Annotated in this window: 24 protein-coding genes and 1 other RNA gene; 6 read left to right on the top strand and 19 right to left on the bottom strand. The window is 45.2% G+C overall.

Translation table 11 applies throughout. The annotated features are described in order from the left end of the window. Positions 1–100: 100 nt before the first annotated feature. The gene (locus tag AZI86_RS07660; protein ID WP_061834476.1) at positions 101–589 is read left to right on the top strand and encodes a hypothetical protein; all 489 of its coding nucleotides are present in this window, start codon (positions 101–103) and stop codon (positions 587–589) included. A 48-nt stretch (positions 590–637) separates the two neighbouring features. Here the strand turns inward: AZI86_RS07660 and AZI86_RS07655 are convergent, their stop codons facing one another. The 10 genes from AZI86_RS07655 to AZI86_RS07610 all read right to left on the bottom strand — a co-directional run bounded on the left by AZI86_RS07655 (position 638) and on the right by AZI86_RS07610 (position 11,733). Further along, positions 638–1,567, bottom strand: a complete 930-nt coding sequence (locus AZI86_RS07655; protein WP_061834475.1) for a spore coat protein U domain-containing protein — start codon at positions 1,565–1,567, stop codon at positions 638–640. Continuing rightward, complete coding sequence (locus tag AZI86_RS07650; RefSeq protein WP_061834474.1) at positions 1,564–3,975, bottom strand: fimbria/pilus outer membrane usher protein; 2,412 nt, start codon at positions 3,973–3,975, stop codon at positions 1,564–1,566. The genes AZI86_RS07655 and AZI86_RS07650 overlap by 4 nt, the downstream gene beginning before the upstream one ends. After that, on the bottom strand, positions 3,972–4,703 hold the full coding sequence (locus AZI86_RS07645; RefSeq protein WP_061834473.1) for a fimbrial biogenesis chaperone: 732 nt from the start codon (positions 4,701–4,703) through the stop codon (positions 3,972–3,974). Before AZI86_RS07645 ends, AZI86_RS07650 begins: the two co-directional genes overlap by 4 nt. 65 nt (positions 4,704–4,768) lie before the next feature. Next, positions 4,769–4,975: a hypothetical protein gene (locus tag AZI86_RS07640; RefSeq protein WP_157684654.1), complete on the bottom strand. Its 207-nt coding sequence runs from the start codon at positions 4,973–4,975 to the stop codon at positions 4,769–4,771. A gap of 32 nt (positions 4,976–5,007) precedes the next feature. After that, positions 5,008–6,975 carry a HAMP domain-containing sensor histidine kinase gene (locus AZI86_RS07635; protein ID WP_061834471.1) on the bottom strand — a complete coding sequence of 656 codons (1,968 nt, stop codon included), beginning with the start codon at positions 6,973–6,975 and terminating at the stop codon, positions 5,008–5,010. Beyond that, positions 6,972–7,946 carry a hypothetical protein gene (locus tag AZI86_RS07630; RefSeq protein WP_061834470.1) on the bottom strand — a complete coding sequence of 325 codons (975 nt, stop codon included), beginning with the start codon at positions 7,944–7,946 and terminating at the stop codon, positions 6,972–6,974. The genes AZI86_RS07635 and AZI86_RS07630 overlap by 4 nt, the downstream gene beginning before the upstream one ends. Further along, complete coding sequence (locus AZI86_RS07625) at positions 7,927–8,397, bottom strand: hypothetical protein (protein WP_061834469.1); 471 nt, start codon at positions 8,395–8,397, stop codon at positions 7,927–7,929. The genes AZI86_RS07630 and AZI86_RS07625 overlap by 20 nt, the downstream gene beginning before the upstream one ends. Before the next feature lie 13 nt (positions 8,398–8,410). Continuing rightward, positions 8,411–9,454: a rod shape-determining protein gene (locus tag AZI86_RS07620; RefSeq protein ID WP_061834468.1), complete on the bottom strand. Its 1,044-nt coding sequence runs from the start codon at positions 9,452–9,454 to the stop codon at positions 8,411–8,413. Between the two features lie 171 nt (positions 9,455–9,625). Then, entirely contained in the window at positions 9,626–11,272 is a 1,647-nt protein-coding gene (locus AZI86_RS07615; protein ID WP_061834467.1) for a glycerol-3-phosphate dehydrogenase/oxidase, read from the bottom strand. A gap of 5 nt (positions 11,273–11,277) precedes the next feature. Then, positions 11,278–11,733: a hypothetical protein gene (locus AZI86_RS07610; protein ID WP_061834466.1), complete on the bottom strand. Its 456-nt coding sequence runs from the start codon at positions 11,731–11,733 to the stop codon at positions 11,278–11,280. A 54-nt stretch (positions 11,734–11,787) separates the two neighbouring features. Between AZI86_RS07610 and AZI86_RS07605 the strand changes: the two genes are divergently transcribed. Both AZI86_RS07605 and AZI86_RS07600 read left to right on the top strand, forming a co-directional pair. Then, positions 11,788–12,531 carry an HAD family hydrolase gene (locus tag AZI86_RS07605; protein WP_061834465.1) on the top strand — a complete coding sequence of 248 codons (744 nt, stop codon included), beginning with the start codon at positions 11,788–11,790 and terminating at the stop codon, positions 12,529–12,531. Positions 12,532–12,551: 20 nt separating this feature from the next. Continuing rightward, positions 12,552–13,337: an APH(3') family aminoglycoside O-phosphotransferase gene (locus AZI86_RS07600; protein ID WP_061834464.1), complete on the top strand. Its 786-nt coding sequence runs from the start codon at positions 12,552–12,554 to the stop codon at positions 13,335–13,337. A 372-nt stretch (positions 13,338–13,709) separates the two neighbouring features. On the opposite strand, the gene AZI86_RS07595 is transcribed toward AZI86_RS07600, so the two are convergent. The 6 genes from AZI86_RS07595 to xseA are packed head-to-tail and all read right to left on the bottom strand — an operon-like array spanning position 13,710 to position 19,319. Then, positions 13,710–15,029 (bottom strand): aminopeptidase P family protein, encoded by a 1,320-nt coding sequence (locus tag AZI86_RS07595; protein ID WP_061834463.1) that lies wholly within the window; start codon positions 15,027–15,029, stop codon positions 13,710–13,712. Positions 15,030–15,039: 10 nt separating this feature from the next. After that, positions 15,040–16,065: a patatin-like phospholipase family protein gene (locus AZI86_RS07590; protein WP_253715818.1), complete on the bottom strand. Its 1,026-nt coding sequence runs from the start codon at positions 16,063–16,065 to the stop codon at positions 15,040–15,042. After that, a complete protein-coding gene (locus AZI86_RS07585; RefSeq protein WP_061834462.1) occupies positions 16,034–16,822 on the bottom strand; it encodes a TlyA family RNA methyltransferase in 789 nt (262 codons plus the stop codon). The genes AZI86_RS07590 and AZI86_RS07585 overlap by 32 nt, the downstream gene beginning before the upstream one ends. 3 nt (positions 16,823–16,825) lie before the next feature. Beyond that, on the bottom strand, positions 16,826–17,695 hold the full coding sequence (locus AZI86_RS07580) for a polyprenyl synthetase family protein (protein ID WP_061834461.1): 870 nt from the start codon (positions 17,693–17,695) through the stop codon (positions 16,826–16,828). A 2-nt stretch (positions 17,696–17,697) separates the two neighbouring features. Further along, positions 17,698–17,922: an exodeoxyribonuclease VII small subunit gene (locus AZI86_RS07575; protein WP_061834460.1), complete on the bottom strand. Its 225-nt coding sequence runs from the start codon at positions 17,920–17,922 to the stop codon at positions 17,698–17,700. A gap of 2 nt (positions 17,923–17,924) precedes the next feature. Then, complete coding sequence (xseA, locus tag AZI86_RS07570) at positions 17,925–19,319, bottom strand: exodeoxyribonuclease VII large subunit (protein ID WP_061834459.1); 1,395 nt, start codon at positions 19,317–19,319, stop codon at positions 17,925–17,927. A gap of 394 nt (positions 19,320–19,713) precedes the next feature. Here xseA and ssrS point away from each other — a divergent pair. The 3 genes from ssrS to AZI86_RS07550 all read left to right on the top strand — a co-directional run bounded on the left by ssrS (position 19,714) and on the right by AZI86_RS07550 (position 22,574). Beyond that, a non-coding RNA gene (gene ssrS, locus AZI86_RS07560) (6S RNA) lies at positions 19,714–19,829 on the top strand. 214 nt (positions 19,830–20,043) lie between these two features. Further along, complete coding sequence (locus AZI86_RS07555) at positions 20,044–22,029, top strand: hypothetical protein (RefSeq protein WP_061834457.1); 1,986 nt, start codon at positions 20,044–20,046, stop codon at positions 22,027–22,029. Next, positions 22,008–22,574 (top strand): hypothetical protein, encoded by a 567-nt coding sequence (locus tag AZI86_RS07550; RefSeq protein WP_061834456.1) that lies wholly within the window; start codon positions 22,008–22,010, stop codon positions 22,572–22,574. The genes AZI86_RS07555 and AZI86_RS07550 overlap by 22 nt, the downstream gene beginning before the upstream one ends. A 4-nt stretch (positions 22,575–22,578) precedes the next feature. Here the strand turns inward: AZI86_RS07550 and AZI86_RS07545 are convergent, their stop codons facing one another. From AZI86_RS07545 to sufD, 3 genes are read right to left on the bottom strand one after another with little or no spacing between them, the layout of a single operon-like run. After that, a complete protein-coding gene (locus AZI86_RS07545; RefSeq protein ID WP_061834455.1) occupies positions 22,579–23,139 on the bottom strand; it encodes a NifU family protein in 561 nt (186 codons plus the stop codon). After that, entirely contained in the window at positions 23,136–24,365 is a 1,230-nt protein-coding gene (locus AZI86_RS07540; RefSeq protein ID WP_061834454.1) for an aminotransferase class V-fold PLP-dependent enzyme, read from the bottom strand. The genes AZI86_RS07545 and AZI86_RS07540 overlap by 4 nt, the downstream gene beginning before the upstream one ends. A 15-nt stretch (positions 24,366–24,380) precedes the next feature. Then, positions 24,381–25,649, bottom strand: coding sequence for a Fe-S cluster assembly protein SufD (gene sufD, locus AZI86_RS07535; protein ID WP_061834453.1), 1,269 nt, complete (start codon positions 25,647–25,649; stop codon positions 24,381–24,383). Between the last annotated feature and the right edge of the window lie 12 nt (positions 25,650–25,661).

Below are 25,661 nucleotides of genomic sequence, written 5' to 3'. Positions count from 1 at the left end.
ATCGCCTTTGCAACTCTAACCGAGTCTTAACCCTGGCACGTCCCGTGAAGTAAAAATTCGGTGAAAGATTAACCTTTCTTTAAACTCACAAGGACCGAAAATGAAAATCTCTAAGAAAACCGCTCTAGCACTTTTATCAACTTTAGCCGTAAGTACATCAGCTCTGGCGGCAACAACGGGAACTCTTTTACTTCAAGGTGAAGTACAACAAGTTCTTGATTTAGTTGTTACTGCGCAGCCCGCTGCTACCACGCTAAATATCACGGCCGGTCAAGCTTCCACCAAAGTGGCTACGGCAACAGAAACTTCAAACATCCTTACGGGTTATAAAATTAAAATTTCCTCGACGACAAACGGCGAGCTTCGCCACACCGTACAACCGGCAAATCACAAAACTACTTACAAAGTGAGCTATGATGGTGGCGCGGAAGTAACTCCGACGGTAGCGGGCGTTGAAGTTAAAAATGTAAATGCTTTATCCGGTTTAACGACAGACACTTCTGATATCAACGTATCAGTGGTCGCTCTTTCAAATGCTCCCGCAGGTATTTATCAAGATACTTTGACGGTAACTATCGAAGCTAACTAGTTTTTATTAAAAAATTCCTTAAAAGCCCACTCGAAAAAGTGGGCTTTTTTATTCAGCAGAGGTCACAGTCAACGTGATCGTATCGGCATACTGTCCGCCTCTTTTTCCCGTCACGTTTCCAATAGTCACCCCGATCGGAATTCTTTTCCCGTTGGCGGGACTTTGCCCTAACTCCCTAATAATTTGAACCGGATTTGAAGAGGTTCCACTCAAACTAACTGTACTACCGTTGAACGTCGCCGAATAATCTATGTATTCATTCTGAGTTGAATGCTTTAATCTTCCATTATTTTGTGAGGACGCTTTTAGGATATATCCACCGTTGTATTTTATCACCGCATCGGCAGATCTTGTCGCACCCGTCGTTAAAACACCAAAATTCAAAGTCTCTGTCGTATCGGAAACATTAAAGGCCCCACCCGTAGGTACCAATGAAATATCCACCCGGCTTCCCGATCTGTAACGAAAACGCACTGAATTTGAAGAGATAAAAACATAGGAACTAAACGGACTGCCACGATATAAAGTCACCGTAAAGTTGTCCTCATAGTCACCGCGAGGCAACCATGGATTGGACATATCCAGGATAGCCCAATAATTCACGTTCACTTGGCGATCGTTGCTTCCCGCCGTCAATGTTCCTGAAAGGATGTCGTTGGAACTTGAAATATCACCGACACGTTTAATGATTTGCGTGCCCGCCGCATTCTTGGCCAATTGAAATGGCCAAACATTTCCGCCAGATCTTAAGCCGCGACTAGAAAACGAAGTGCCTTGGCCATAATCAAAAGTGATAAAAAAATCACACGCTCCGGGATTGGTATTTGCTTTCACCACCAACGTGGGATTTACCGTTTGGCTTGATACTAAGTCGAACGCAGTCTGATTCACTTGCAACTGCATGTTCGTACACACGGCTTGCGCCCACGCCGTTCCCGAGATTAAGACGCTCATGAGGACGATAAAATATTTTATCATCGCGCTTCCTCCAACGTGATTTCTCCCAGATTCAGAATATTTTTTGGATGATCGGCCACCTCAAATTCCAGAGTCTTCCAAGATCCCTGTCCGGTCATCATTTTATAGGAACCTGGCTCTAAACCGTCAATTAGGAATCCGCCATCCTTATTGGTGAAGAATGTGTTATCCACCAACTCGCCCTTCGCATTCACGATATCTCCCGCAAGGTAAGCCACTGGCTGATGATCTTTATCCACTAAACGACCCCGGACCATGATTCGACGTTGCAGATTCAGATCGATAGCGATACCACTGCGATAGGTGGGTTGAACCGGATAAAACTCTTGATCCAAAAGATAACCGATTGGCAGGCTGGTTGAGTCAACATTGATAAAGTATTTATAATAGCCCGACATGTCTCGAACCACCGTCGTGCGACGAGGACCCAGTTGCGCTTCACCTTTTTCATCTAACGGATTGATAAGCAGTTCTTGTCCCGCAGGAAGTCGATCTGCGCTGACGATGACGAAGCTGTCCGCGATCGGTTGACTTAATGATACGTGAGAACCTGCCCACACCAAAGCTGTATTCAGGCCCAGCCCGGTATTATGGATCGTCGTGCTATTTTGCTGAGAAGTAAAATGATCTAGACGCAGACTGAAGGGCTGAGCTAAGTATTCCGCCGTTAAGTTGCCAGAGGTTGTCGAATCCGAATTTTGAAATGCCGCTAAGACATTAAAATCATCGTAACGATATTTAGCATTGCGGTTCAGATTTATGTTGGTGTTGCGATTTAAGCTATCGTAATAAGCACTTGCACTGTAACGTCCTTGAGATTCTAACCAGTTAAAGGAGACAAGGCCGCGATCCTGATCTTGCCCCGGCAATGCGGGGTTTGAGCGCTGATAACCAAACTCGATGCGAGCTTGTCTTGTTAAGGGCACAATGAGGTTTGCGCGATAGTTATCTTGTTCCGCATTTCCGACGTAAATAATTCTTCCTGCACCAACCCCAAATACCCAGCCGTCATTATGGCGTAAGCTTATTTGTGTGTCATAGCGTTGTACGTAGTTATTTGTAATAAGATCAGAGACGCTGACGGCTTGGAATGCCTCATCACGATTTTCTGCTTCCAAAGAAAATAGCAGCGGAAGATCCACGCCGTACATGCGATCTAAACTGCGATAGCGAAATCTTTGCGCAAAGCCTTGGGTCTTATTTCCCTGCCCGGCAAAACCGGCATCCAAAGACAGATATCCCCAATTAACTATTCCGGACACTTCCCCGCCGGCCATCGTTTTTGAAAGATAATTCTGAAAATTTAGACCCACCGTTGCTTGATCAGAAACTCCCCAACGATGATACGCCGACAAGAAAGAGGCCTTGTCATTATAAGCACGATCTGCACCGGACTCCGTCCACGGAAGGCCTACGGAATATGAAAACTCTTGGATGCCTTTACCTAACAGTGTGTTTTCAAAAAGAACGGAAAAATCATAGGTCTCTTCTTGCCCTAGGTCATCGCGGATACGCACTTTAACGGAGTTTTGACCAGTCGCCAATGGAAAGTCACGGATGTTAAAGATTCCTGGCGCCATTCTAAGCTGGCTGTATAAAAAACCATTCACGTAAATTTCTAAAAGAGATGATCTTTTAATGACGATCTCGGTATTGCTTAAAGGTCTTAACGTTTTATAAGGCTGAATTGAAAATTCTCGCACAACCGACAGACCCGCGACATTAGGTGCTTGTTGAAAGCCCCTGGCCCCTAAGGTTAAATCTCCTAGCGTATAACGAATCATTTTATCTTCATTATCAAAACGCAAGCGCGTGTCCTGCCGGCGCCATGGGTACTGATCACCTTCGGTGAAGTCGGCCATGGATTCTAAAACATAGCCGTGGATGTTTTCGACAAAGTCCAAATGTCCATTGAGGGGCAGCTTTTCCGTCTCAACTTCCCCATAGCGGTATGATTGCTGGGTACGTAAATTTAAATACCCACTGTGCCCTGAGGGACGAAGAAATTTTTGGTCATCGATTTCAATATAGTTTAAATCTAAATCTGATTTCTTACGGTGCTTAATCGGAATCGCCAAGGTAATATCCAAGCGGCTTTCATCAAAATGCGTGGAAATACCGACAGATTCTAAATCAACTAAACTAATAACGCCTTGAGGTGATGTCTTTTGTTTCAAAAGACTGATCGTAGAATCTGGGACGTAAGATTTTAAAGCTTCTAATAAAGGTTTTGCTTCAATGGAAAACTGACGTCTTTCGTCGCGAGGAAAAATCCAAACTTCGACAATGGCCTTTTTATCTAAAATGACGGGCGCCACGAAATACGGCTTAGCAAGTGCGGGCCTCACTGATTGCCCATGAGCACTTAAGATTGTTAAGAATGAAAATAGAAAAATCAAAAATCTCAATCGCCGGTCTCCAATAAAGAAATTTCGGCGCGAAGGTTCGCTCCGGAAACATCTTTAGGGACCGCTACAATCAGAGTCTTTTGAGACTTAGGCAAAAGATTTACATTCTCAAATTCTTTAACCGTCGCCATTTCTAGTAACAGTTTATCACCGCTATAAAAAGATAAGCTCTTTGCCTTTAAAACTTTGTGGGCTGTGCCTTCATTGGCTAAAAGCAAAGATACCTTCTTAGCATCAATACGCTTTACCTCTTTAACTCTCACTTGGGCTTTAGCTCCCTCTGGCACGACGTAAGCCGAAGCCACGTACTGTAAAAGAAAGTTCAAATTTACATTTTGATTTTGCGGAGCTGAATTTTTTTCTTTGAACTTTACCGGAAGTTGCGAAGCCACAATACGATAAGCTTGTTCGTCAGGTCCTTTAAGATCCGCTGACCAAGTCACACGCACATTTCTTTTTTCTCCCGGCAACAGCACGACTTGCTCTGGGTAAACCACGAAGTCATCCGTTTTAGTGCGAACTTCTTCACCTTTTGCATCCGCGCTGCGCGCAAAAACTTCGATTTGTACCGGGACTTTTTCCGATCCTTGGTTTTCTAAAAGCAAAACTTGCGTGGCTTTGTTTCCATGGGGGGCAAACTGCACAACCATAGGGCTTAAACGAAAAGCATGAGCAAACGCGGGAATAAGAACCGCACTAAGAGCGGCGAAGACGACTTTGTTATACATGTAATAAGATTAGATGACTCTGCAGCGAGAAAGAATGGCGAAAACTGTGGGTCTAAATATCTGGTCTAAGGAGCGGTGACTTGAATAACCGAGGCTATAGCGCGCTTTTGAACGCTGGTTTTTAAGCCTGCAGATGATTTATGAATGATCTGATTATTTTGAACAACGACTTCTGCCGCAAGCGGCACGACACCCGACAAAACCAGCCCTGAATCCTTAGCAAGACTTGAACTGCCAGCGAAAATCATAATTAAAACGATCAGCATTCTCATACGGATCTTTTCGGGAGGCCTAGACGAAAGCTTTAGGACGTAAGTGTGGGATTTTTCTCTTGCAGAGGAGGGAAAACAGGAATTACAACGATAAATTCAGTACCTACGCCCTCTTCAGAGCGTACCTGAATTTCGCCCCCATGGTTTTGGATGATTCCGTAAGAGATGCTTAAGCCCAATCCCGTACCCTGTCCGACGCCTTTGGTTGTAAAGAAAGGATCGAAGATTTTTTCAATGGTCGATGTCGACATTCCCTTACCACTGTCTTGAATTGAGATTTGCACCCATCCCCGACGATCTTTCGAGCCTTTAAAATCCTTTAAGGCCGTCGTGGAGATCCAGATGTGCCCACTTCCTTCAATCGCTTGAACCGCATTAGAAAGAATATTCATAAACACCTGGTTGATCTGGCTGGCATAACAGTGGATCAGTGGCGTAGGTTCATATTGACGATGAATTTCAAGGCGGTTTTTGATTTCGCCATGAAGAAGATCTAACGTTGTATCTAAACTTTGATGAACATCAATTTCTTGCAGCTTGGCTTCTTCAAGACGCGAAAAGTTTCTTAAGCCTAAAACGATATCACGCGTACGACGTGCGCCATCTTGGCAAGAGGCTACAAGTTTTGGCAAATCCTTTACGATATAATCAAATTCGAAATCTTCTTTTACGTCGTGCAGCTTAGCGGGTTCGTTTTCGGCAACTTCAGCAATTTTTATCAGCTTTTCGGAGTAATCTTTAAGATGAGTCATGTTGCTGTAAATAAATCCAATCGGATTATTGAGCTCATGGGCCACCCCCGCAACCAGCTGACCTAAACTGACCATCTTCGCGGAGTGAACAAGCTTAGTTTGCGTGTCTTTTAACTCTTTATTTGTCGCCTCGAGTTCGGTTATTTTTTTACGCAGATCACCCCGAGCTTGTGAAATCTTCTTACTCATTTCATTAAACGACTCTGTCAGCAAACCAATTTCCGTATCATTTTTTACTGGAATAGTGACAGCCTGTTCTTGGGATTCAAAGGACTGTAAAGCATCCACCAGATCATACAATGGTTTCAAAACCCAGTTTGAAGTAATCAAGATAGTCACAATCAAAAGAATGATGACAGCACCGACGACAGTCATAAAAGCGAAGTTGACGTTTTTTAAAACAGCTTTTGCTTCAACTTTCGAGGCTCCTAAAGCCACATAAAATTTTGTGATGCCCCAGTTCAAGGGATATGTCAGAAACCCATAAGGATTATTTCGCACTGTCAAATCAAAGAAAGGATCCGCACCCGGGCGCAAATAAGATCGGAAAAAATCTTTTTTATAAAGGTAAAAATCCTGATGGCTAGCCACGGCCACTTGTCCACCGTCACCCAAAAAGATCAACTCTGATTTCAGACGATTTTTTAGTCGTTGTACGAAAACTCTATCAAGAGCCATCGTCTGTTCTAAATAACCTACGGTGCGACCACCAGAACCGTTCACTCTTGAAATGATGATTAAACTGACTTTTTGATTTTCATTGGTTTCAGCTAAAGAAAGCTCTTTTTTATCTTTCACATCCGCCATGTATTTCGCGGAAAGAAAGACCGCATCTTGAACCGGCATAAAGCTGCGCACATTGTCTTTATCATCTTTAAAGACCGAGGAAAGCATGCGTCCTTCGCGATCAAAGAACGTCAGACTCGAAACATTGTCATTGCGGATCCATTGGGTGGACAGGCCCCGAATCGTGGAGCCGTCCCCCACTGTCATATGGTAGATCAAACTGGGATCGCGAATATAACGATCACGCTTTTGTTGCATATTGGCTTTTAAATCAGATAAAACGACTTCGATTTCTCGCGCATTACCACTGAGCCTTTGCGAAAGCTCATGATCGATGGCCTTTTCGTATTTCACCATCGAATAGGCCGTCACGAATGCTAGCGGGATAATCGAAAAAAGACCGAACCAGACGATCAAGATCGTTCGCAAAGATCTTTTGGGTCTGCGCCTTAAAGTTTTCACTTCTTTTCGTCCACCGTGATAATCAAACGGATAATTCCATCTGGCATGACACGTGGATGTTTTTCCTTAGAAATTTTAGGCGTTCCGTAAGTCGACATGAACGTAAGAAGGTCTTGGTATTTCGCTTCTGGAATTGTGAAGTGATAATACATAGACGTCGGAGTTTTTTTCCACCCAAGCTCTACCGAACCGGCTTTACGTCCGCCAAGTTCAACCATTTTTTCAGTGATCTTAGGACCGTTAGAATCAATATTCGTGATTTCAACTTCGCCACGATACAAGAAACCACCCGATGCCGTTGCCGAGGTTGCAGTTTCTGTCGCCGTAACAGCTGCCACCGTTGCTGTCGGCTTAGGGGTCGCAGAAGCTGCAACACTTGGAGATTTTTGTGGTGTTGGTGATGCTGATGGAGACGGAGTTTGCACCGCCGCCACAGTTTCGCTTGGTTTCACCACTGGTGTAGATGATTTAACTTCTTCATCCACGAATTCAGGCTTATCTGGAACAGGCGCCGAGGTCTCCGTTTTCGTCGCTTCGGCTAAGATAACCTCTTTTGATCCGATATCTGTGAGCTGCATGATTTTTTGCCAAGGCATAATCGTAAGCACAACCACGATAGCAAAAACCACTACCAACGCTTCAAGTCCCCACTTCACACCTTGAGGCCATTTATCGAAATTCGATTTTTGCATCAAAACGGTCAGATAATTTGAAGGCGTTCCAATCAGATCGATGATTGGACGAGAAACCACTGTTTCAGATAATTTTTCTGCATACTGTTGGCCGTTTTGAATTTTGCTTAGATCCAGTTGCGCATCACGGGAAAACTTGACGTGATCTTCAACGGCAAGACGACGTTCTTTATCTAAGCTTCCGGACAAATAGTCATACAGGAGCTCATGCCCAATAAAGGGAGACATCTCCCTTTTATTTTTCTTTGAAAGAGGAATCTTATCGTCCTGCTGAGCCATGCTTAAATTTGCCCACACCTTGTGTCATGCTTCCAAGTTTGCGAAGCGCACGACCCAATCGATAGCGAATGGTTCCTTGCGTGATTCCCAATCCTTCGGAAATATCATCATCTTCAATCTTTAAAATTTTTGACCAGATCACCGTGAGCAGCTCGTCTTCAGAAGCAGACTTCTGAAACTCGCGCCAAGGTCCTAAATCGACGCCATCAGGAATCAACCAGCCAGATTCAATTGTTGTATTAGGACGTCCCCGTGCTACACGCGCTTTGAACTTATCCCAAACGGCTTTCGTGGCCGCGACAAGGGCCACGGGATTTTTTAATTCTGGATTTCTTTGTTTACGAGCACGACCTAAGGCTAGGGCCTGCGATGCGGCTTCTACCGCCTTTTGATCATCCAATAAGGCGAAATAGAAAAACAGCGCGATAGACTTTACGTCATTTTCGGTCATAGATCCTTGTATGTTAATCTACTGTAAGCTGTCTGAGAAGGTCCAGCTGGTCGAGAACTTTGCCGGAACCCATGACAACACAGCTTAATGGATCTTCGGCGATAGAAACTGGCAGTCCAGTTCTTTCACGAAGAAGTACATCTAGGTTCGCAAGCAAAGCTCCGCCACCTGTTAGTACGATTCCGTTATCTACGATATCAGATGCAAGTTCTGGTGGAGTTTTTTCTAATGCCGTACGAACCGCATCCACAACTTCTGATAATGGATCCATCAAAGCATCGTTCACTTGCGATGAAGTGATCTCGATAGTTTTCGGCGCACCGGCAACGAGGTCGCGACCTTTGATCTCCATTGATTTTTCTTCTTCAAATGGATACGCATTACCGATTTGGATTTTGATAAGCTCCGCCGTTCTTTCACCGATCAAAAGATTGAACTGACGACGTACGTAGTTGATGATCGCCTCATCAAATTTATCGCCCGCAACTTTGATTGATTTACAGTAAACGATACCACCCAAAGAAATAACCGCGACACCAGTAGTACCACCACCCATATCGACAACCATGTTGCCTGATGGTTCGGTGATCGGCAAACCCGCGCCAATAGCAGCTGCCATTGGTTCTTCGATCAAGTACACTTCACGCGCACCCGCCGATTGAGCCGCTTCTTTGACTGCGCGCTTTTCAACTTGAGTGATTCCGTAAGGAACACAGATGATGATTCTTGGGCGGATGAAAGATTTTTTCTCGCCCAAAGATTTTCCGATGAAGTACTTAAGCATTGACTGAGTCACTTCAAAGTCCGCGATCACGCCGTCTTTGATGGGACGAATTGCTACGATACTTCCAGGAGTTCTTCCCAACATGTCTTTGGCTTCTTTACCCACTGCCAAAACGCGATTTTGCATACCACGATAATTTTTTTGAACGGCAACCACCGAAGGTTCATCAAGAATAATTCCGCGTCCCTTCACATACACAAGGGTGTTCGCGGTGCCTAGATCGATGGCGATGTCGTTAGAAAAATAGTCTTGAACTTTGTCAAAAAAACTCATGCTGAGATCCCACTTACAAAAATTTTCAATTAGATCAATTACGATAAGTCTAGGAGCGATAAAAACCAGAGTCAATGCAGATATTTAGGTGTAGATTTCGACGGAAATTATGCATTCCGTCATCCGCCTCGACCTTTTCGGGAGATTTGCAAAAATCACTGTCCCCGTTTTTTAAAGATCTTGGTTGGAGAAGTGCTTCTTCCACTCGACTTCATCGCCCATATAGTGCGTCAACTGACGCACCTCTTGTTTTAAGCGCTCGTCACTCCAACCTAACTTTTCTTGGAATACCTGCCCAACTTCGTCAATAAATTGCACGCCGTGATTGCGATCACCCAAAAATAAAGGCACTCGACGCGAATAGAAATCTGCCATGTGCATGCACATTGTCGAATCAATCGCTTGTGCGGCCTCAAGCTGCCAGTACGTATATTGCGAAGGATATTTGTTTAAAATTTCTGCGGCCTCTTGACCATAACGCTCAGTCAAAAGCTTCAATTCACCCACCGGACGTCTCGTGTCGCTAGCCCAAGCTGAAGCTAAGCCTTGAGCTTGGTGATAAATTTCAGGTCCTGTGTACTGATTTAAGGGCTTTAAGGTGTCAGACTTACCAAACTTAAGACGTTCTTCGAAGGTGAAGGACTCTAAAGCATGATCCACGGTTTGCTTACACATCAAACGATACGTCGTATATTTTCCGCCCGCCACAAACGTAATTCCACGCTCATCATTGATGATCGTGTGTTCCCGACTGGTTTTTCCCTCAGTCGAAGAGCCGTCATTTACCAGCGGCCGAACACCCGCGTAACTCGCAATGATATCTTGGTGTTTTATTTCAGCACCCGGAAAATAATGATCCGTGATCGACAGCAAATATTTAACGTCATCAGGTGTGCAGCTGACATTTTCTGGAGACTCTTTAAAATCCGTATCAGTAGTTCCCACGATGATCATGTCATGTCTTGGAATACCAAAAACGATGCGATCACTTTTCTCTGCACCCATAACCACGGCACTTGATAAAGGAAGCCGGTGTTTAGGAAAAGTTAAATGAACTCCTTTAGTTGGGCGCAGGATGTTCTTCCAATTGTTTAAAATTTTGCTACCCAGTTGATCCGTCCACGGGCCGGTGCTGCTGATCACGTGACGAGCTTTGATGCTGAACTTTTCACCTGTTGTCGTGTCTTCACAATGCACCTGATTTATTTTGCCGTCTTTAAAACCCGCCCCGGTGGCTTTGACATAGTTCGCGCACGAAGCGCCATTTTCATTCGCCGCACGCATGGTTTCGTGCACCAAGCGATCGTCATCCATGTAAGCATCTGAATAAATATAAGAGCCTAAAAGTCCCTGCTGACGCAACGCTGGCATGCGATCCATAGATTCTTTCTTGTTGAGTCGCTCGTGCATTTCGGGTGTTTGAAAAAGCGAAAGGGCATCATAAAGCCACATTCCCAAGCCCATTTTAAACATTCCCACACGACTGTCGTCATAAAGGGGAATCATGAATCTCAAGGGATGTACAAGATGTGGTGCCATTTCAAATAAGTGCGTGCGTTCGCTGAGCGCTTCAAACACCAATTTGAATTCCATGTTTTCCAAATAGCGAATCCCGCCATGGATTAATTTGGAAGATTTCGACGATGTTCCTGAAGCAAAATCGCGCGCTTCAACCAGGGCCACACTCATGCCACGAGCCGAAGCGTCCCTGGCCACCCCTGCTCCGTTAATCCCGCCCCCTATCACCACTAAATCAAACTCTTGAGTTTTCATTTTCTTGATGTTTTGGATGCGATTTACGAAGGAGAAGTTTTTCATGAGTTTTAACCTTTCGTCGTTTTGACGGCCAGTGTTCCCGGCTGCCAGGTATCAGCCTTAAAAGATTTCACCGAATTCGGAACTCCATTATCGTTCGGAAAATAGACTCGTTGTAGATGTTTTTCACGACCTAGTTTGTAGGCTAGCTCGCAAAGCTCATCGCGGGCTTGTAAAGACACGTATTGGACATGCTCAACCCACAAAGACTGGGTTTGACCATCCAAAAACAGCAAAGGTTGTGCAATGAAATATCCAACGAGGGTGCCCGTGTCTTCGTCGCGGGCCAAAAAGCTCCATCCTAACGGGATATAATGGTTCAGAGCCTCTAAGCGATGCTTAGAATTCCACCCCGCCATCATTCGTTCCATCTCATCCGGATATGCATCCTGAAGCTTTTTGTTTTCCAGGTCTAAAATATCCTGCAAATCATCCGCTTGAACAATACGGCAAATTAGGCTCATGGCGCCGGGATCTCCTCTGGCTTTTTGACAGTCCTTATTTCATACTAACCACCTATGAAATACAAAGACTATTCCGCTGACATTTGGAATCGCATAAATACGACACTAGACCAAGTTTTGAAAGAGGATTCTTCACCGATCGCCGCTTTTGACGCTGACGGAACTCTTTGGGATATCGACTTGGGCGAAACTTTTTTCCACTATCAGATCGACAACAAACTTGTCGACCTGCCCAAGGATGCGTGGAACCATTATGAAAGTATGAAAGCCGTAGATCCAAAGAAAGCTTATCTTTGGTTAGCACAAATTTGCAAAGGCCAAACACTAGAGCAAGTGCACTCTTGGGCCCGGGAGGGCGTCTCTAAAGCGGCACCCGTTCCCATTTTTATTGAACAAAAAAGACTGATCGATCTTTTCTTGTCAAAAGGCGTTCGTGTTTTCGTGGTCACCGCATCGGTAAAATGGGCGGTGGAACCCGGTGCGGAAATGTTAGGCCTTAAAAAGGAAAACGTGATCGGGATTGAAACCCATGTCGATGGTGGTATCGTCACCGATCGTCAAAAAGGCCTGATCACTTACCGTGAAGGAAAAGTTTCAGCACTCCTTGAACACACCGGCGGTAAAAAGCCTTTCTTTGCTTCGGGCAATACGATGGGTGATTACCAGCTTTTGCAATCAGCCACGCATTTAAGCCTGGCGGTCAGTGCGGCTTCGCGGGATGATAAGTTGTTTAAGACGGAGCAGGAACTGCAAGACAACGCCGTTAAGCATGGTTGGCAGTCGCATAGGTTTATTTAAGTTAAGAATTTATCGACTGTATGAAAAGCCATCTTCCTGAAGAAATAACCCAGCTAATCCAAGCCGACATGCCTTGGGAGCAGGTCAACGTCGGGGAGTCCGGAGATTCTTGTTTTAAGGTCACACTTAAAAATGGAAACAAAGCTTTTCTTAAAACACATGCCAACAATAGCGATAATTATTTTACTCACGAAATCGCTGCAGCTTTGTGGCTAAATCAACATATTTCAGCGGCTGAAGTTTTGGCTGATGGCTCTCAAGGACCTTTTAGTTATCTATTAACTAGTGCGCTGCAGGGGAAAGACCTTTCCGCCTGGGTCTCGGAGCTTTCAAACCTGGAAATTGTAAACATTTGTGCAATAGCGATGCGCCAGCTTCATATGATTCCTTATGCAAACTGCCCCTTAGATCAAAAACTGCAAGTAAAAATACCCTGGGCAAAGCAACGCTTGCACGACGGACTTGTGGACCTCGAAGACTTTGACGATTCCCGAAAAGGCTGGAGTTTAGAACGACTGCTTGTCGAGTTAGACAAAAACATTCCTAAAAGCGAAGACCTGGTTGTGACTCATGGGGATTTCAGCCTGCCAAATCTTATTGCCGAACGATCAAGTTTCAGCGGCTTTATTGATCTGGGCCGCGCAGGTGTCGCCGACAGGCATCAGGACTTGGCTATATGTTTTAATAGTCTTGAAAGAAATTTAGGAGATAGCTTTCAAACCGAGTTTTTAGAATCTTACGGATTGATCACCAAATTAGACGAAGAAAAGTTGGAATTCTACAAATTGCTCGATGAATTCTTCTGACGCCAAATGGTAGTGACCCCAAAGCCACCTCTTCCATGAGTTCTATCCTCGGTTTTAAGCCGAGCGCGCCCACTCGCTTGATTGTGTTAGAATGATACAGTTAAGCCCTTAAGAGGTTCAAATCAATCTATCCGCAGGAGGTTAGCAATAAAAATATCGCTAACACTGCCCACTTAAGAAATTCTTTAAAAAACCGAATAGCTTCATACTTGGTGGTATGACAACTTTTCATAGAGTTCTCCTTGTTCAGAAGGATGCTCTAGTCCTAAGAAAGCGGCCTTGGAGCCGCTTTCTTTTTTTGCAAAGAATGTATCAATCTTTAAATGCTTTGAAGATATCGCCGAAGAACTTCGGCGATCGACTTTCGGACGCTTAGGATTTACCGACGACTTGCTCGATATCCGTAATTTCTTTAGGCACGGAAGACGTCATATTTTCTGACCCATTAGAAGTCACACGGATATTGTCTTCGATACGAATTCCAATACCGCGATATTTTTGAGGCGCCGAGGAATCATCCGCGGGGATATAAAGCCCGGGCTCAATTGTAAAGCACATATTGGCTTCGATCGGACGCGGTTCACCCTTGATCGCGTACATTCCCGCGTCGTGCACATCCATACCTAACCAGTGGCCAATGCCATGCGGATAGTATTTTTTCTGTGCAAGCGCTTGGATCAAATCATCTTTGCGACCAGATAATAAACCAAGTTCTAACATTGCGTCGGTTAAAAGGGATGTTCCCATTTCATGCAAATCTTTAAAGAAAATACCTGGCTTGATGAAATCAATAATACGTTTCTGAACGTTTAAAACGGCTTCATACACCCGGCCTTGTTCGTCCGTGAATTTTCCATTCACCGGGAAGGTGCGAGTGATGTCGCCGGTGTAGTAATTGTATTCCGCCCCGGCATCAATCAATAACAGATCACCATCTTTGCAGACTTGATCGTTAAAGTTGTAATGCAAAGTCGTCGCCGAATTCCCGGACGCCACAATAAAGTTATAACCTTCACGCGCCGATCCGCGCATATAGAACTGATGCGCCAACACACCTTGAATGTGTCTTTCATTCACACCCGGACGAGTAAAACGCATGGCTGCTAGGTGAGCTTGCGCGCTGATTTCACAAGCTTCGCGCAGTTGGATAAGTTCGTATTCAGATTTTACTAAACGTGCTTCACCCAAAAGAATGTCTGCATCATGCATTGGCATCATTCCGTAACCCGAACGAGACTTCATGCGCTCAACTTCTTGCATCGCTTCGCTGAGTTTTGTGTCCATCGCCTGATTTTTGAATTGGCGGTAGTAAACGCTATCCACTTCTTTTAAAAGTTTTGGCGCTTCTTTAGCGAACTCATCAATCGGATAACATTTTTCAATTTTAAATTCGCGCTCACAACCTTCTGGCCCATAACGGAAACCATCCCAGGTTTCTCTTTCTGGATCACGACGACGGACAAACATCACCGTTTCTGGCTTTAAGCCCGGACGGAAAATGAAAACAGATTCTGGCTCTTCCCAGCCCGTAAGATAAAAAAGGTTTGAATCTTGGCGATACGGATAGTGAACATCGTCATTACGAATGTATTCCGGGTGAGAAGCCACCACAAGAGCTGCGCCTTGAAGTTTAGAGGCTAAGTTTGCCCGACGTTGAGCAAACACATTCATATCAATAGTGGGCTTTCTCATTTGGAATCTCCTACAGTCCCCATTTACGCGTTAGAACTTTAAGCTGTTTAGCGGCAGAGTCTGCGCCCTTGCTCATGATCTCACGACGTTTCTCAAAATCCATAATACCATAAGCCGACGTATCTAGGGAGATCACAGTGTCAACTCCTGTGAAAGGCTTATTATATAAGCCCCCGATCTCACTCCATAAGACGTTGTCAGTTGCCGCTACGTCCATCGTGTAAGGTTTCGTGCCGCCCGGCGCTTGCAATACGTTCACCAGGACCACGAAATTCGCACCCTTGGTACGTAAGTAAGCCGCCAAAGCCGAAATATCACGGATGCCGGCGATATTATTTTGGTAAGGCTTAAAGAATGGCGGATAAGCCATGCACGTGTACATGATTTGGTCTAAACCACCACGATTCATCATGAATACTTGGTTTTTCTTTAAATTGTAAGACGGACAGGCAAAAGGAATACGGAAGTCTTCGACTTTCGTGCGATTAAAAGCCGTGCCCAAAAATTCTTTTAAAACTGTGACTTCACCGTTTTTATTTACCGAACCTAAAAGAGATTTTTTAATAACCTCTTCGTCTTTTAACTTAAACATTTGCCATTCAACGTCGTTGGCTTGTTCACGAGTCGCAAACAGAGCCGCCATAGGAGCCGCAAATTCGACACCGGCAATGGCTTGCACTGGAACTTTCGCACGCACAAGTTCATGTAAAAATCCCACGTGCGCATATGTTTTTGCGCCCCCGCCACCTAAGATAAATGCAATCTTCGGCATAGACGGAATGACCGGCGCAGGAGGTGGTGGCGGAGCTGCCGCCATGTCTTCGTCATCCCCGTCACCATCTGGTGGAGGTGGTGTACCAAAGTTAGGACTTGAGGGCGCTGTGGGAGTGGTCGGTGACATCGTACCCTGTGTAGAAGTTTTTCCTGGGTGAGTGCCTTTGCGAATGTCTTCGCGTGTCCGGATAGATTGGCAACTTGCCAAGAATAATAACATCACAACCAAGCTAGATCTTTTTAGCATAGATGAAGAACTCATTGTTCCCGTCCTTTCCCAAAATCGATGAAGAAAAATAGTCCATTACTTTAAAACCGCAAGAGGCACATAGGTCTTTGATTTTGGCTTCAACCTCTGCGTATTTAGAAACATCTTTGACTATACCCCCCTTAGAGAGGCCGTCAATCCCGACTTCAAATTGGGGCTTAACCAGACTTAAAAGCACACCCTCTTTTTTAAGCAGTGAGTAAATTTCTGGAATGATCAGCGTGATCGAGATGAAAGAGACATCCATGACGGCTAAATCAAACCCACCTTCCGGTTTGGCGGCTAAAACGCCCGGCTCTTGGCTGAGACTTCGGGCATTGATGCCTTCAAAAACCCGCAGCCTTGCATGTCCCAAAAGAGATTTATGAACTTGCCCATGGCCGACGTCCACGCCAACCACCGAAGAAACGCCTTTTTGCAAAAGACAGTCGGTAAATCCGCCCGTTGAAATCCCAACATCTAAAGCGTTAAGACCTTGGAGGTTTAACTTCACATGTTCTAACGCACCTTCAAGTTTTAATCCCCCGCGAGAAACAAAACGATTGGCCGCACCCGATTCTACCGAAATCAGATCTGCCATTTCAGGCTCAACCGCAAAGCTAGATTTGTTTAAAGTTTTTTTGCCGTTTTTTGAATGTAAAAAAACCTGACCCGCAGCAATCAAGTCTTGGGCCTGCGTGCGCGAAGAGGCTAAGCCTTTTTCCATCAACCAAACATCTAATCGGGTTTTTGAACTTGCCTTGTCGCTCATATTTTAGTGACTGCGGTTTTGATTAAAATCAATCAGGTATTCCAAAAGAGGAGCCTGTCCAGAAACCTTGTGAAGCTCTGCCCGAATTTCCGAACTTAGATTTCGCAAATAATCTTTCGTCGGCTCCATGCCCAAGATACCCGTAAAGCTGCGCGCATCTTGATCTTTTTCACCGTGATCCAAAATATCATCGGCCACTTGGAATGCTAAGCCCAGGCCTTCACCAAATTTTCTTAAGCTTTCAATCTGGGTGGGCCTTGCGCCTGCGATGATCGCCGCCCCTTCAGCCGCCACTCGAATCAAAGCGCCGGTTTTAAGCAAATGCAGCTGAGTAAGTTCTTCTAAAGTAAAACGTTTTTTCCCCGCACGTAAGTCAATGGCTTGACCACCGACCATGCCGCGAAGGCCTGCGGCCTCCGAGAGAAGTTTGATCAAAGTCGCAGACAAGTGACTAGTATCGCCGTATTTATCAGCGAGTAAGAAAAAAGCTTCAGTTAAAAGCGCATCGCCTGCTAACAATGCAAAGTCTTCCCCATACACTTTGTGATTGGTGGGCTTGCCACGGCGGATATCATCATTATCCATGCACGGAAGATCATCATGAATCAGGGAATAGGTGTGAATCATTTCCACCGCAATAGCAAAAGGCAGAACACGTTCTGCTGAAGCACCAAATAGATCTGCTACCAAAAGAGAAAGCACCGGACGGAAGCGCTTGCCCCCGTTTGTTGCGGAATAAAGCATGGACTTGCGCAATTCAAGCATGGATTCGACTTGCGGAAGAGATATTTCCGACAGGTAGGCTTCAACGGCCTCATTCACCGTCTGCACACGCAAAGACATTTCCTTTTCTAATTGCAGAGCTAAATCCAAAATTAGTTTTCCTCTGAAGCGAAATCAGAAACAACCGGTTTACCGTCAGCGCCGACAGACATCAAAAGTTTTACTTTTGATTCAGCCTCGTTCAGTCGCGAATGGCACTCGCGAGAAAGCTTCACACCTTCTTCAAAAAGTTTTAAAGAATCTTCTAAAGCCAGATCGCCTTTTTCCATTTTTTGTACGATCTCTTCTAAGCGGCTTAGTTTTTTCTCGAAATCCATGTTTACTCCTTTACGCTTTCTACTTTTGCCGTCAACGAACCTTGAGCCAAGCGTATATCCAGCATATCTCCTTGAGAGACTTGATGGGATGATTTAATAACTTCTTCATTTTTTTTCACGATGGAATAGCCGCGCTCCACAACTTTCAGCGGACTCAAACTATCAAGCACGCCCATGAAACGCGAAAGACGCGCAAGTCTTCGCTCCATGGAAAACACCATACCCTTAGAGATTTGGGTTTCTAAAAACTCAATCTCTTTACGCTTTTCATCGATAAGATCTTGAGGCGATCCAAGTTTATGAGTGAAAAGCTCTACGCGATGACGTTTTTCTGTTAAGCGGCGATGAATCGCAAATTCCAAACGATTTAAAAGGTCGTCATTACGCAATTCCAAATCTTGCAAGCGCCGCTGAGGATCTACTAAAAGTTTTGAAAGGTTGCGTACACGTTCCATTAAAAGCTTCATTCTTTTTTCAAAGCTCACATACAACATGCGCTCGGCCGCTTTTACTTTGCTGGCAAGTTCGGCCGAACTTTTAGCGACAAGCTCGGCCGCGGCGGAGGGCGTTGGCGCTCTTAAATCCGCAACAAAGTCAGCAATAGTAAAATCAATTTCATGGCCGACAGCTGAAATCACAGGGATAGGACTTGAAGCAATAAGACGCGCTAAGGCTTCATCATTAAAGCACCACATGTCTTCAATCGATCCACCACCACGACCAATGATGATGACATCCACACCTGGAAGTTTCATGGCTTTTTTGAAAGCCTCACGGATTTGGGGAGCCGCCGCTTCACCTTGTACGATGGTCGGAACAACTGTGACCTCGACAGATTTTGCACGACGAGAAAGAACATTTAAAATATCACGGATCGCCGCCCCGGTTGGGGAGGTCACAATCGCGATATGTCTTGGCAAAGTAGGAATCGGTTTTTTCCGAGCTGAATCAAAAAGGCCTTCGCCTTTCAGTTTCATTTTTAGTTGCTCAAAAGCTTTTTGCAAAGCCCCGGCGCCAACCGGCTCCATCATCTCGCACATCAGCTGGTAATTGCCACGAGGTTCATACACCGTGATGCGACCACGGATGATAACCTCCATACCGTCAGTAGGTTTAAATTTTAAACGCGCATTATGCCCGCGGAACATCACCGCCGTGATTTGAGACTTTGAATCTTTAAGGCTGAAATAAAAATGTCCCGACGTGTGCGCTTTGAAATTAGAAAGTTCCCCACGCACCCACACCATACCCACTTGGCCTTCAAGCAATTGCTTGATGTAGACATTCAATCCTTCCACGGAAAGAACCGACGGCTCATTCGATTTCGGAGCGAGCTCCATGCCGGTTTCAGCACTTAAGGCAGTCTTACGAAAAGGTTGATTTGGGATGTCTGACATGGCTGGGAAGGCTAGCCCCCAGGCCTATTCTAGTCAATACATCCAGAGTCATTCAGCAGGAGAATTATAGAGAGGAGTACCAAACATTCTGGGCCGACCATAATCCCCCCACAAAGAAACAAATCCAACCCAGGGATTTGTGTTTGGCCATATTGTGATAGATCTCGCCTAAGCGTTGCTCCCCAAGCCGCACCAGGGCAGGGGTCTCCAACACAAGAACCATCATGAGTCCATAGGAAAAAACAAAGAAAGGAAAAATAAAATCTAGCTTTTCTGGCGTCATATTGAATTTATCGGCGTTATAGGGATTTGTTAAAGTCCGGTTCGATTGACGGATTTCGGATCCATGGTATTATTGAAATCAGAGGTTCGACGGCGTAAAGCTCATCGAAATTAAACCTTACAAGCATATTTTTGGGGACTGTCCCTGATGATGGTGTGCAAGCTCAACTCGTATTGAGAAGCCTAAAGTCGTTACCATGGTCACCCACCTTAGCTAAAACAGGTTTAGTTCAGAGTTGCTGATCGAGCCTTTTTTTATTGTGCTACCATTAAAAAAATCTCTTCTTGAGACCCCTCAACTGCACTTAATTCTCCTCTGACAATCCACTATTCCCAGCATGAAACACGCTGACTAAAACTTCGCCAGTTCTCAATGAAAATAGAGTCAAAATCTTCCCGATCATTCGTTCAGTCGTAAGTCCTTGATCCCGATAAGTTTAACATGACGTTGAACCAGATCCTGGTGGGTGCTTTTAGCTCCCTGACACTCTTATTTACTGTTGGCTGTGGCAATTCCTTTCAGGGAAATGACTACGGATCCACGACACCCGCAACTCCTGAACCAGCCTACTATGGCAAACCGACGGACATCGCGGATGCCTCTGCCGTAAGAGTAACGGCGTCAGCAAAATTCCTTTACCGCCAGCTCGACTTCACACCGGGCTCAAGCACTAACGGTCTTGGCGCCGTGGTTAGCGCGGCGAATGCAGCCCCCATTCCATTTGCAGAGTTTCATATTTACGATGCTGCCGGAAATCGTATCCAACAAGGCGAAACGACAACAGCGGGTATTGCAGAATTTAAAATTCCAAAAACCGCTGGCACTTATACATTAAAAGTCTTCTCTCGCGCTTTAAATGATTACATCAAGGTTAGTGTCTTAGAAGACATCTATTCTAATACTCCGTACAACATCTCTCGCAGTTTCACGATAGATGCGACAGATATCGCTGCCGGCACAAAGAACATTTCCACTTCTCCCTTATATGCCGAAGCTAACGAAAGTCTTTCCGCAAAAATTGAGGGCGGCGCTTTCAACATCATGTTCAATATTCTTTTAGCCAACGAATACCTGCGCCGTAACATCAATAAAAACGGTGACGTCGCCGGAACACCCGTTGCCGACACCAATAAATGGTTCGTGGCCGAAAAGGTCACGGTCTATTGGAAGGCCGGCTTTAATCCTTACACTTACTTTAATAACACTACACCGCTGTCGTTTTATTCCCCGGGTGATCGCAAACTCTACATCTTGGGTGGAGTCAGCGGCAACGTGAAGTCTGCCGACACGGATCACTTTGATGATTCGGTGATCTTGCATGAATACGGCCATTTTTTAGAAGACGTTTACGGCAGCTCACAATCCCCAGGCGGATCGCACACTGGTAACTTTGTGATCGATGCGCGCTTAGCATGGAGTGAGGGTTGGGCGAACTATTTCCAAGGAGCTGTCCTCACAGGCGCAGACGCGAATGGTTCTAACGGCGCTTACTTAGAAACGGACATCCCCGCGACCAAACGCTATCACTATTACGTGGATACCTATGGTTATAAAGGTTCGGGAAACAACGCGGGTGTTGCCATCGCCTTTAATCTTGCGGCAGACGGCACGGACGTCTCTCAATATGACAGTGTAGCATCCGACCCCGCCGGCACTGGTATGTTCCGTGAAGTCTCCGTTTCACGTTCCCTTTATAAGTCGACTCGCAATACGGCCTCTATTTACACAGGCTCAAAAACTGGCGGCGGCGTTCTGTTTAAGGACGTCTGGAAAGTGTTTTCTGGTGAAGAAAAAAATGTTTCTACCCACGCAAGCCCTGCTTATTACAGCTTTGCAAATACAACCGTATTCCCAATTTCCAATATGGGTTTGATGAACTGGATGCTTTCAAAAAATGGCGTTTCATCCTCAGCGTGGAATTCTATCCTAAATGAGGAAAAACAGACTAAGACCACAGAAAACTATGCCTACTATCTGCAAGCTGGAACGGGTTGCAGTTATACGTTCACCAACGGAACAACTGAAAAATTGATGACTAGCCGGGACACCGTGAAGCGCTCTGACCAACAAATGAATAATGACTTCTATCTGTATTATCATGACGGCCAAGCGGCGACGCTCACTATGAACTACACCACCAGTGGCAGTGCCACTTTGAATTTGGATCTGATTCTTTATTATGGATCTTACGTGTATTTTGAGGATGACTACGCTTATGCCGGAAAGTCTTCAAACTTTGTCGCAAGAACAAGTCGCAATGCTTCCGGAGCCGAAACCATCAATCTTTCGGGTCTACCTGCAGGTATTTACATGTTGAATGTAAAAATCAATGCTTACAACAAACTTCAATATGAACTTAACGGCAACGCGACTTACACGATCACCAAAAACGGGAGCCAGCAGCTATGCGGAACAGAAAGACCTTAACAGTATTACTTCTAGGCTTGCTCTTCGGGATTTCAGGTGCCGCTTACTTTAAAGATAAAGCGCGCGCCGCCCATCGTGGCCCCGCGTCTGTAGAAGGAAAAAGAATTCCGTGGATTCCTGCTCCGGTCGGAAAACATCTAGCCCTCTTAAAAGTTGAAATCGCAAAACCAGAAAGCATTCCTGAAGATGGTGACGGCGAAACTGTATTGCGCGGAAGAATCTTGGTAAACCAAGACCTGCAAGGAGATTTGAACTACACATGGCACATGCCTGAAGGCGTTCAAGTCGTATCAGGTTCAGTAAAAGATTCCCTCGCGAACGTAAAAACAGGCCAGATCGTAGACCTTAGCCTGACTGTGAGAGGCTTCACCAAAGAGTCCCAGAAACTGATCTCTTTGCAAGCTTCAGCCACTCGTGGTGAACTTGTTTTAGGTGGTTCGGCGATCCTTCCAAGCCGTCCTGAAGACACTTGGGAAGCCGTTGCCCCAGATATGAAAAGAGATGCCGAAGAACAACTCGGCACCTCTAAAAATCATCGCAGATAATTTTCTATACCGGAATAACTTCGACTGTCGGATTGAATTGATCACGAAGAATGCCTTCGATCGCCATCAATGTGCCTGAAGTCGCACTTGGGCATGTGCCGCAAGCCCCTTGATAAAACACGTACAGTTTATTCTCTTCGTATTTAACTACTTCAATATCCCCACCATCGCCCTGCAAACCTGGGCGCACCGTGTGGTCTAAGATCTCTTCAATCTGCTGAAGTTCAGGGGACAGTCCTGCCCGACGCATTTTCTTTTCATCCATCACCGTGACATTGGGATTGTGCGCGGGCATGCGTGTCTGGATAACAGAACAAACTTCTTTTTGCAGTTCTTCAGGATCGGCATCAAAATTATGCGTCACCGTGATCACATTTTGGAAAAAGTGAACTTGGCGGACACCTTCAACCAAAAAAAGTGATGAAGCCAAAATGCTTTGATCGGCTTCTTTGGGATCCGTGTAAGTCATTTTGCCTTCAGTTAAAACCGGACGGTCTAAAACGAACTTCCATGCGTTTGGATTCGGGGTTGCTTGAATACGAATTAGGACATCTTGGGTGCTCATAATAACATCTCCCGTGCTTTGGCCACGGCCTTTACTAGTGCGTTGATATCTTCGTGATTATTGTAAACTGAGAACGAAGCGCGCACAGTCCCGGGTACGCCAAATCTTGCCATCAACGGCTGAGTACAATGGTGGCCGGCGCGAACCGCAACCCCCTCTTGATCTAAGATTTGGCCTACATCGGAGTGATGCACACCTTTAATATTAAATGAAAGAATCGGCCCTTTGTTATGAGCTGTTCCGACAATCACGACATCCGGAATCGCTGACAACTTAGTCGTCGCTTCTTTTAAAAGTTCCATTTCATAGGCATGGATTTTATCAAAACCAATACGATCTACAAAATCCAAAGCAGCATGCAATCCCACGGCACCTTCTACGTGCGGAGTTCCCGCCTCAAAACGGAAAGGAACATCATTGAAAGTGGTTTTATCAATGGTGACTTTAGAAATCATGCTGCCGCCGCCTTGGTACGGAGGCATGGTATCTAAGATGTCTCTTTTACCGAAAACCACCCCAAAGCCAAAGGGACCAAAAATTTTATGTGCGGAAAACACAAAGAAGTCACAATCGATATCTTGAACATCCACACGAACTTGCGAAACGATCTGGGCCCCGTCGATCAAAACCTTAGCACCCACTTCGTGAGCAAGCTTAGTCATAAGCTTCATGTCCGTGTTCGTACCTAAAACATTTGAACACGCCGTAAACGCGACCATTTTGGTTTTTCCCGACAATTTCTTTTTAAAGTCATCCATGTCGAGTTCGCCGTTATCTAAAACACGAGCCGCTAAAACCTTCGCCCCCACTTTTTCAGCAACAATTTGCCAAGGAACGATGTTTCCGTGATGTTCCATTTCGGTGATCAGAATTTCATCGCCCGCTTTAAGGTTGGTTAAACCCCAGGAATGGGCCACTAAGTTAACACCCTCAGTGGTTCCGCGAACAAAAATGATTTCTTCAGTTTGTGAAGAGTTTAAGAATTTTGCTACACGCGTGCGCGCCGACTCAAAAGCTTGCGTCGCCACATCCCCTAAATAATGCGCCCCACGATGCACATTTGAAGTTTCAAAAGAATAAAAATGAGTAATACGATCAATCACCGATTGCGGCTTTAAAGTCGTGGCGCCACTGTCTAGGTACGACAATGCCTTCCCATGCACCTTTTGCTTTAGTGCTGGGAATTCATTTCTTACAGAGGCAAAAATTGGATCTAATTCACTCATAACTACCTTAAAAACCTATTTCGTCACCGAAGGAATCGACAAACGCTTAAAGGCTTCATCCAAATGACGAGTCAGCCAGTGCTGAATAGACTCGTCTGAAATTTTATAAATCACTTCTGAAAGATAGCCATAACTTAACATCGGAATGGCTTTTTCTTTCGGAATTGCGCGGGATTGCAGATAAAAAATCTCTTCTGCATTTAATTGCCCCACCGTCGATCCATGTGATGCTTTAACGTCATCGGCATAGATCTCTAGATTAGGCTTGCTGTCCGCTTCTGCCTTTTGGCTTAAAAGCAGATTATTATTTAACTGAGCCGAGTTGGCTTTTTGCGCATCTTTACGGATCAAAACTTTACCGTTAAAGACCGCGCGCGATTCGCCATCTAAGATACCTTTATAAAGCTGATTGGTATCACAGGCCCCGATAGCATGATCAATCGTCGTGGTGTTATCCACATGTTGATTCCCCGAAACTGAATAAAGCCCTAAGACTTCACTGTGAGATCCCGCCCCCTTAAGAACGACATCCAAAGAATGGCGGCCCAAGCGAGCCCCCGTTGCGTAAGACAGGCTTTCCACATTCGCATTAGCATCAACGGAAATATTGGTGCGACCAATGTTAACTACATTGGTCGGCTCATTTTGCAAACGGATGTAAGTCGCTTTGGCACTTTCACCCACTTGTAAGTGAGTCACAGTATTCACAAAGTAAGCCCCCGAAGAAGAACCATAATAGCTCTCTAGGACACGCACCGAAGAGCGCTTGCCGACTTTGATATTCAAACGTGGATGCATCATTGTGGATACACCATCATTGTTTGCAGAGAAAAAGACGAAATTCACAGGCTTTTCCACAGAGGTTTCCGCCGGAACTTCCAAATCCCAACTTTGCGTCAAGTAAGCACCATTAAGCGCATCAAACGCATCCGCAAAAGTCGTCGCCCAATTTTTTGTCTGCTCAAATTTTACGGTCTTCGGAGTTTCATCAGAAAGAGTGCGATTAAATACGCCGTTAAAGAATACAAAATTGGTAAAATCAGGATTTAAGAACTTCTTAACTTCGACAAAAAGCTCATGCGCCGGCAAAAATCCTTCAGGCGTACTTGCCGTGTATTCCGCTTCAGACAGAAGCTTCACACTGGTGTAGTGCCAGTCTTCGTTCTGACGGGTCGGAAGCCCTTTGTCTTTAGCATAATCAAAACCTGCCTGACGGAATGCTAAAAGCGCCCCGTCCGCTGGTGAAGATTTGCTAAATTTTTCGTACGATGAAAATAAACTCATTTATTCATCCTC

This window comes from Bdellovibrio bacteriovorus (assembly GCF_001592735.1).
Taxonomy (GTDB): Bacteria; Bdellovibrionota; Bdellovibrionia; order Bdellovibrionales; family Bdellovibrionaceae; genus Bdellovibrio; species Bdellovibrio bacteriovorus_D.
Note: the sequence above shows the minus strand (reverse complement) of the source record. Positions and strands in the feature narration are given on the sequence as shown.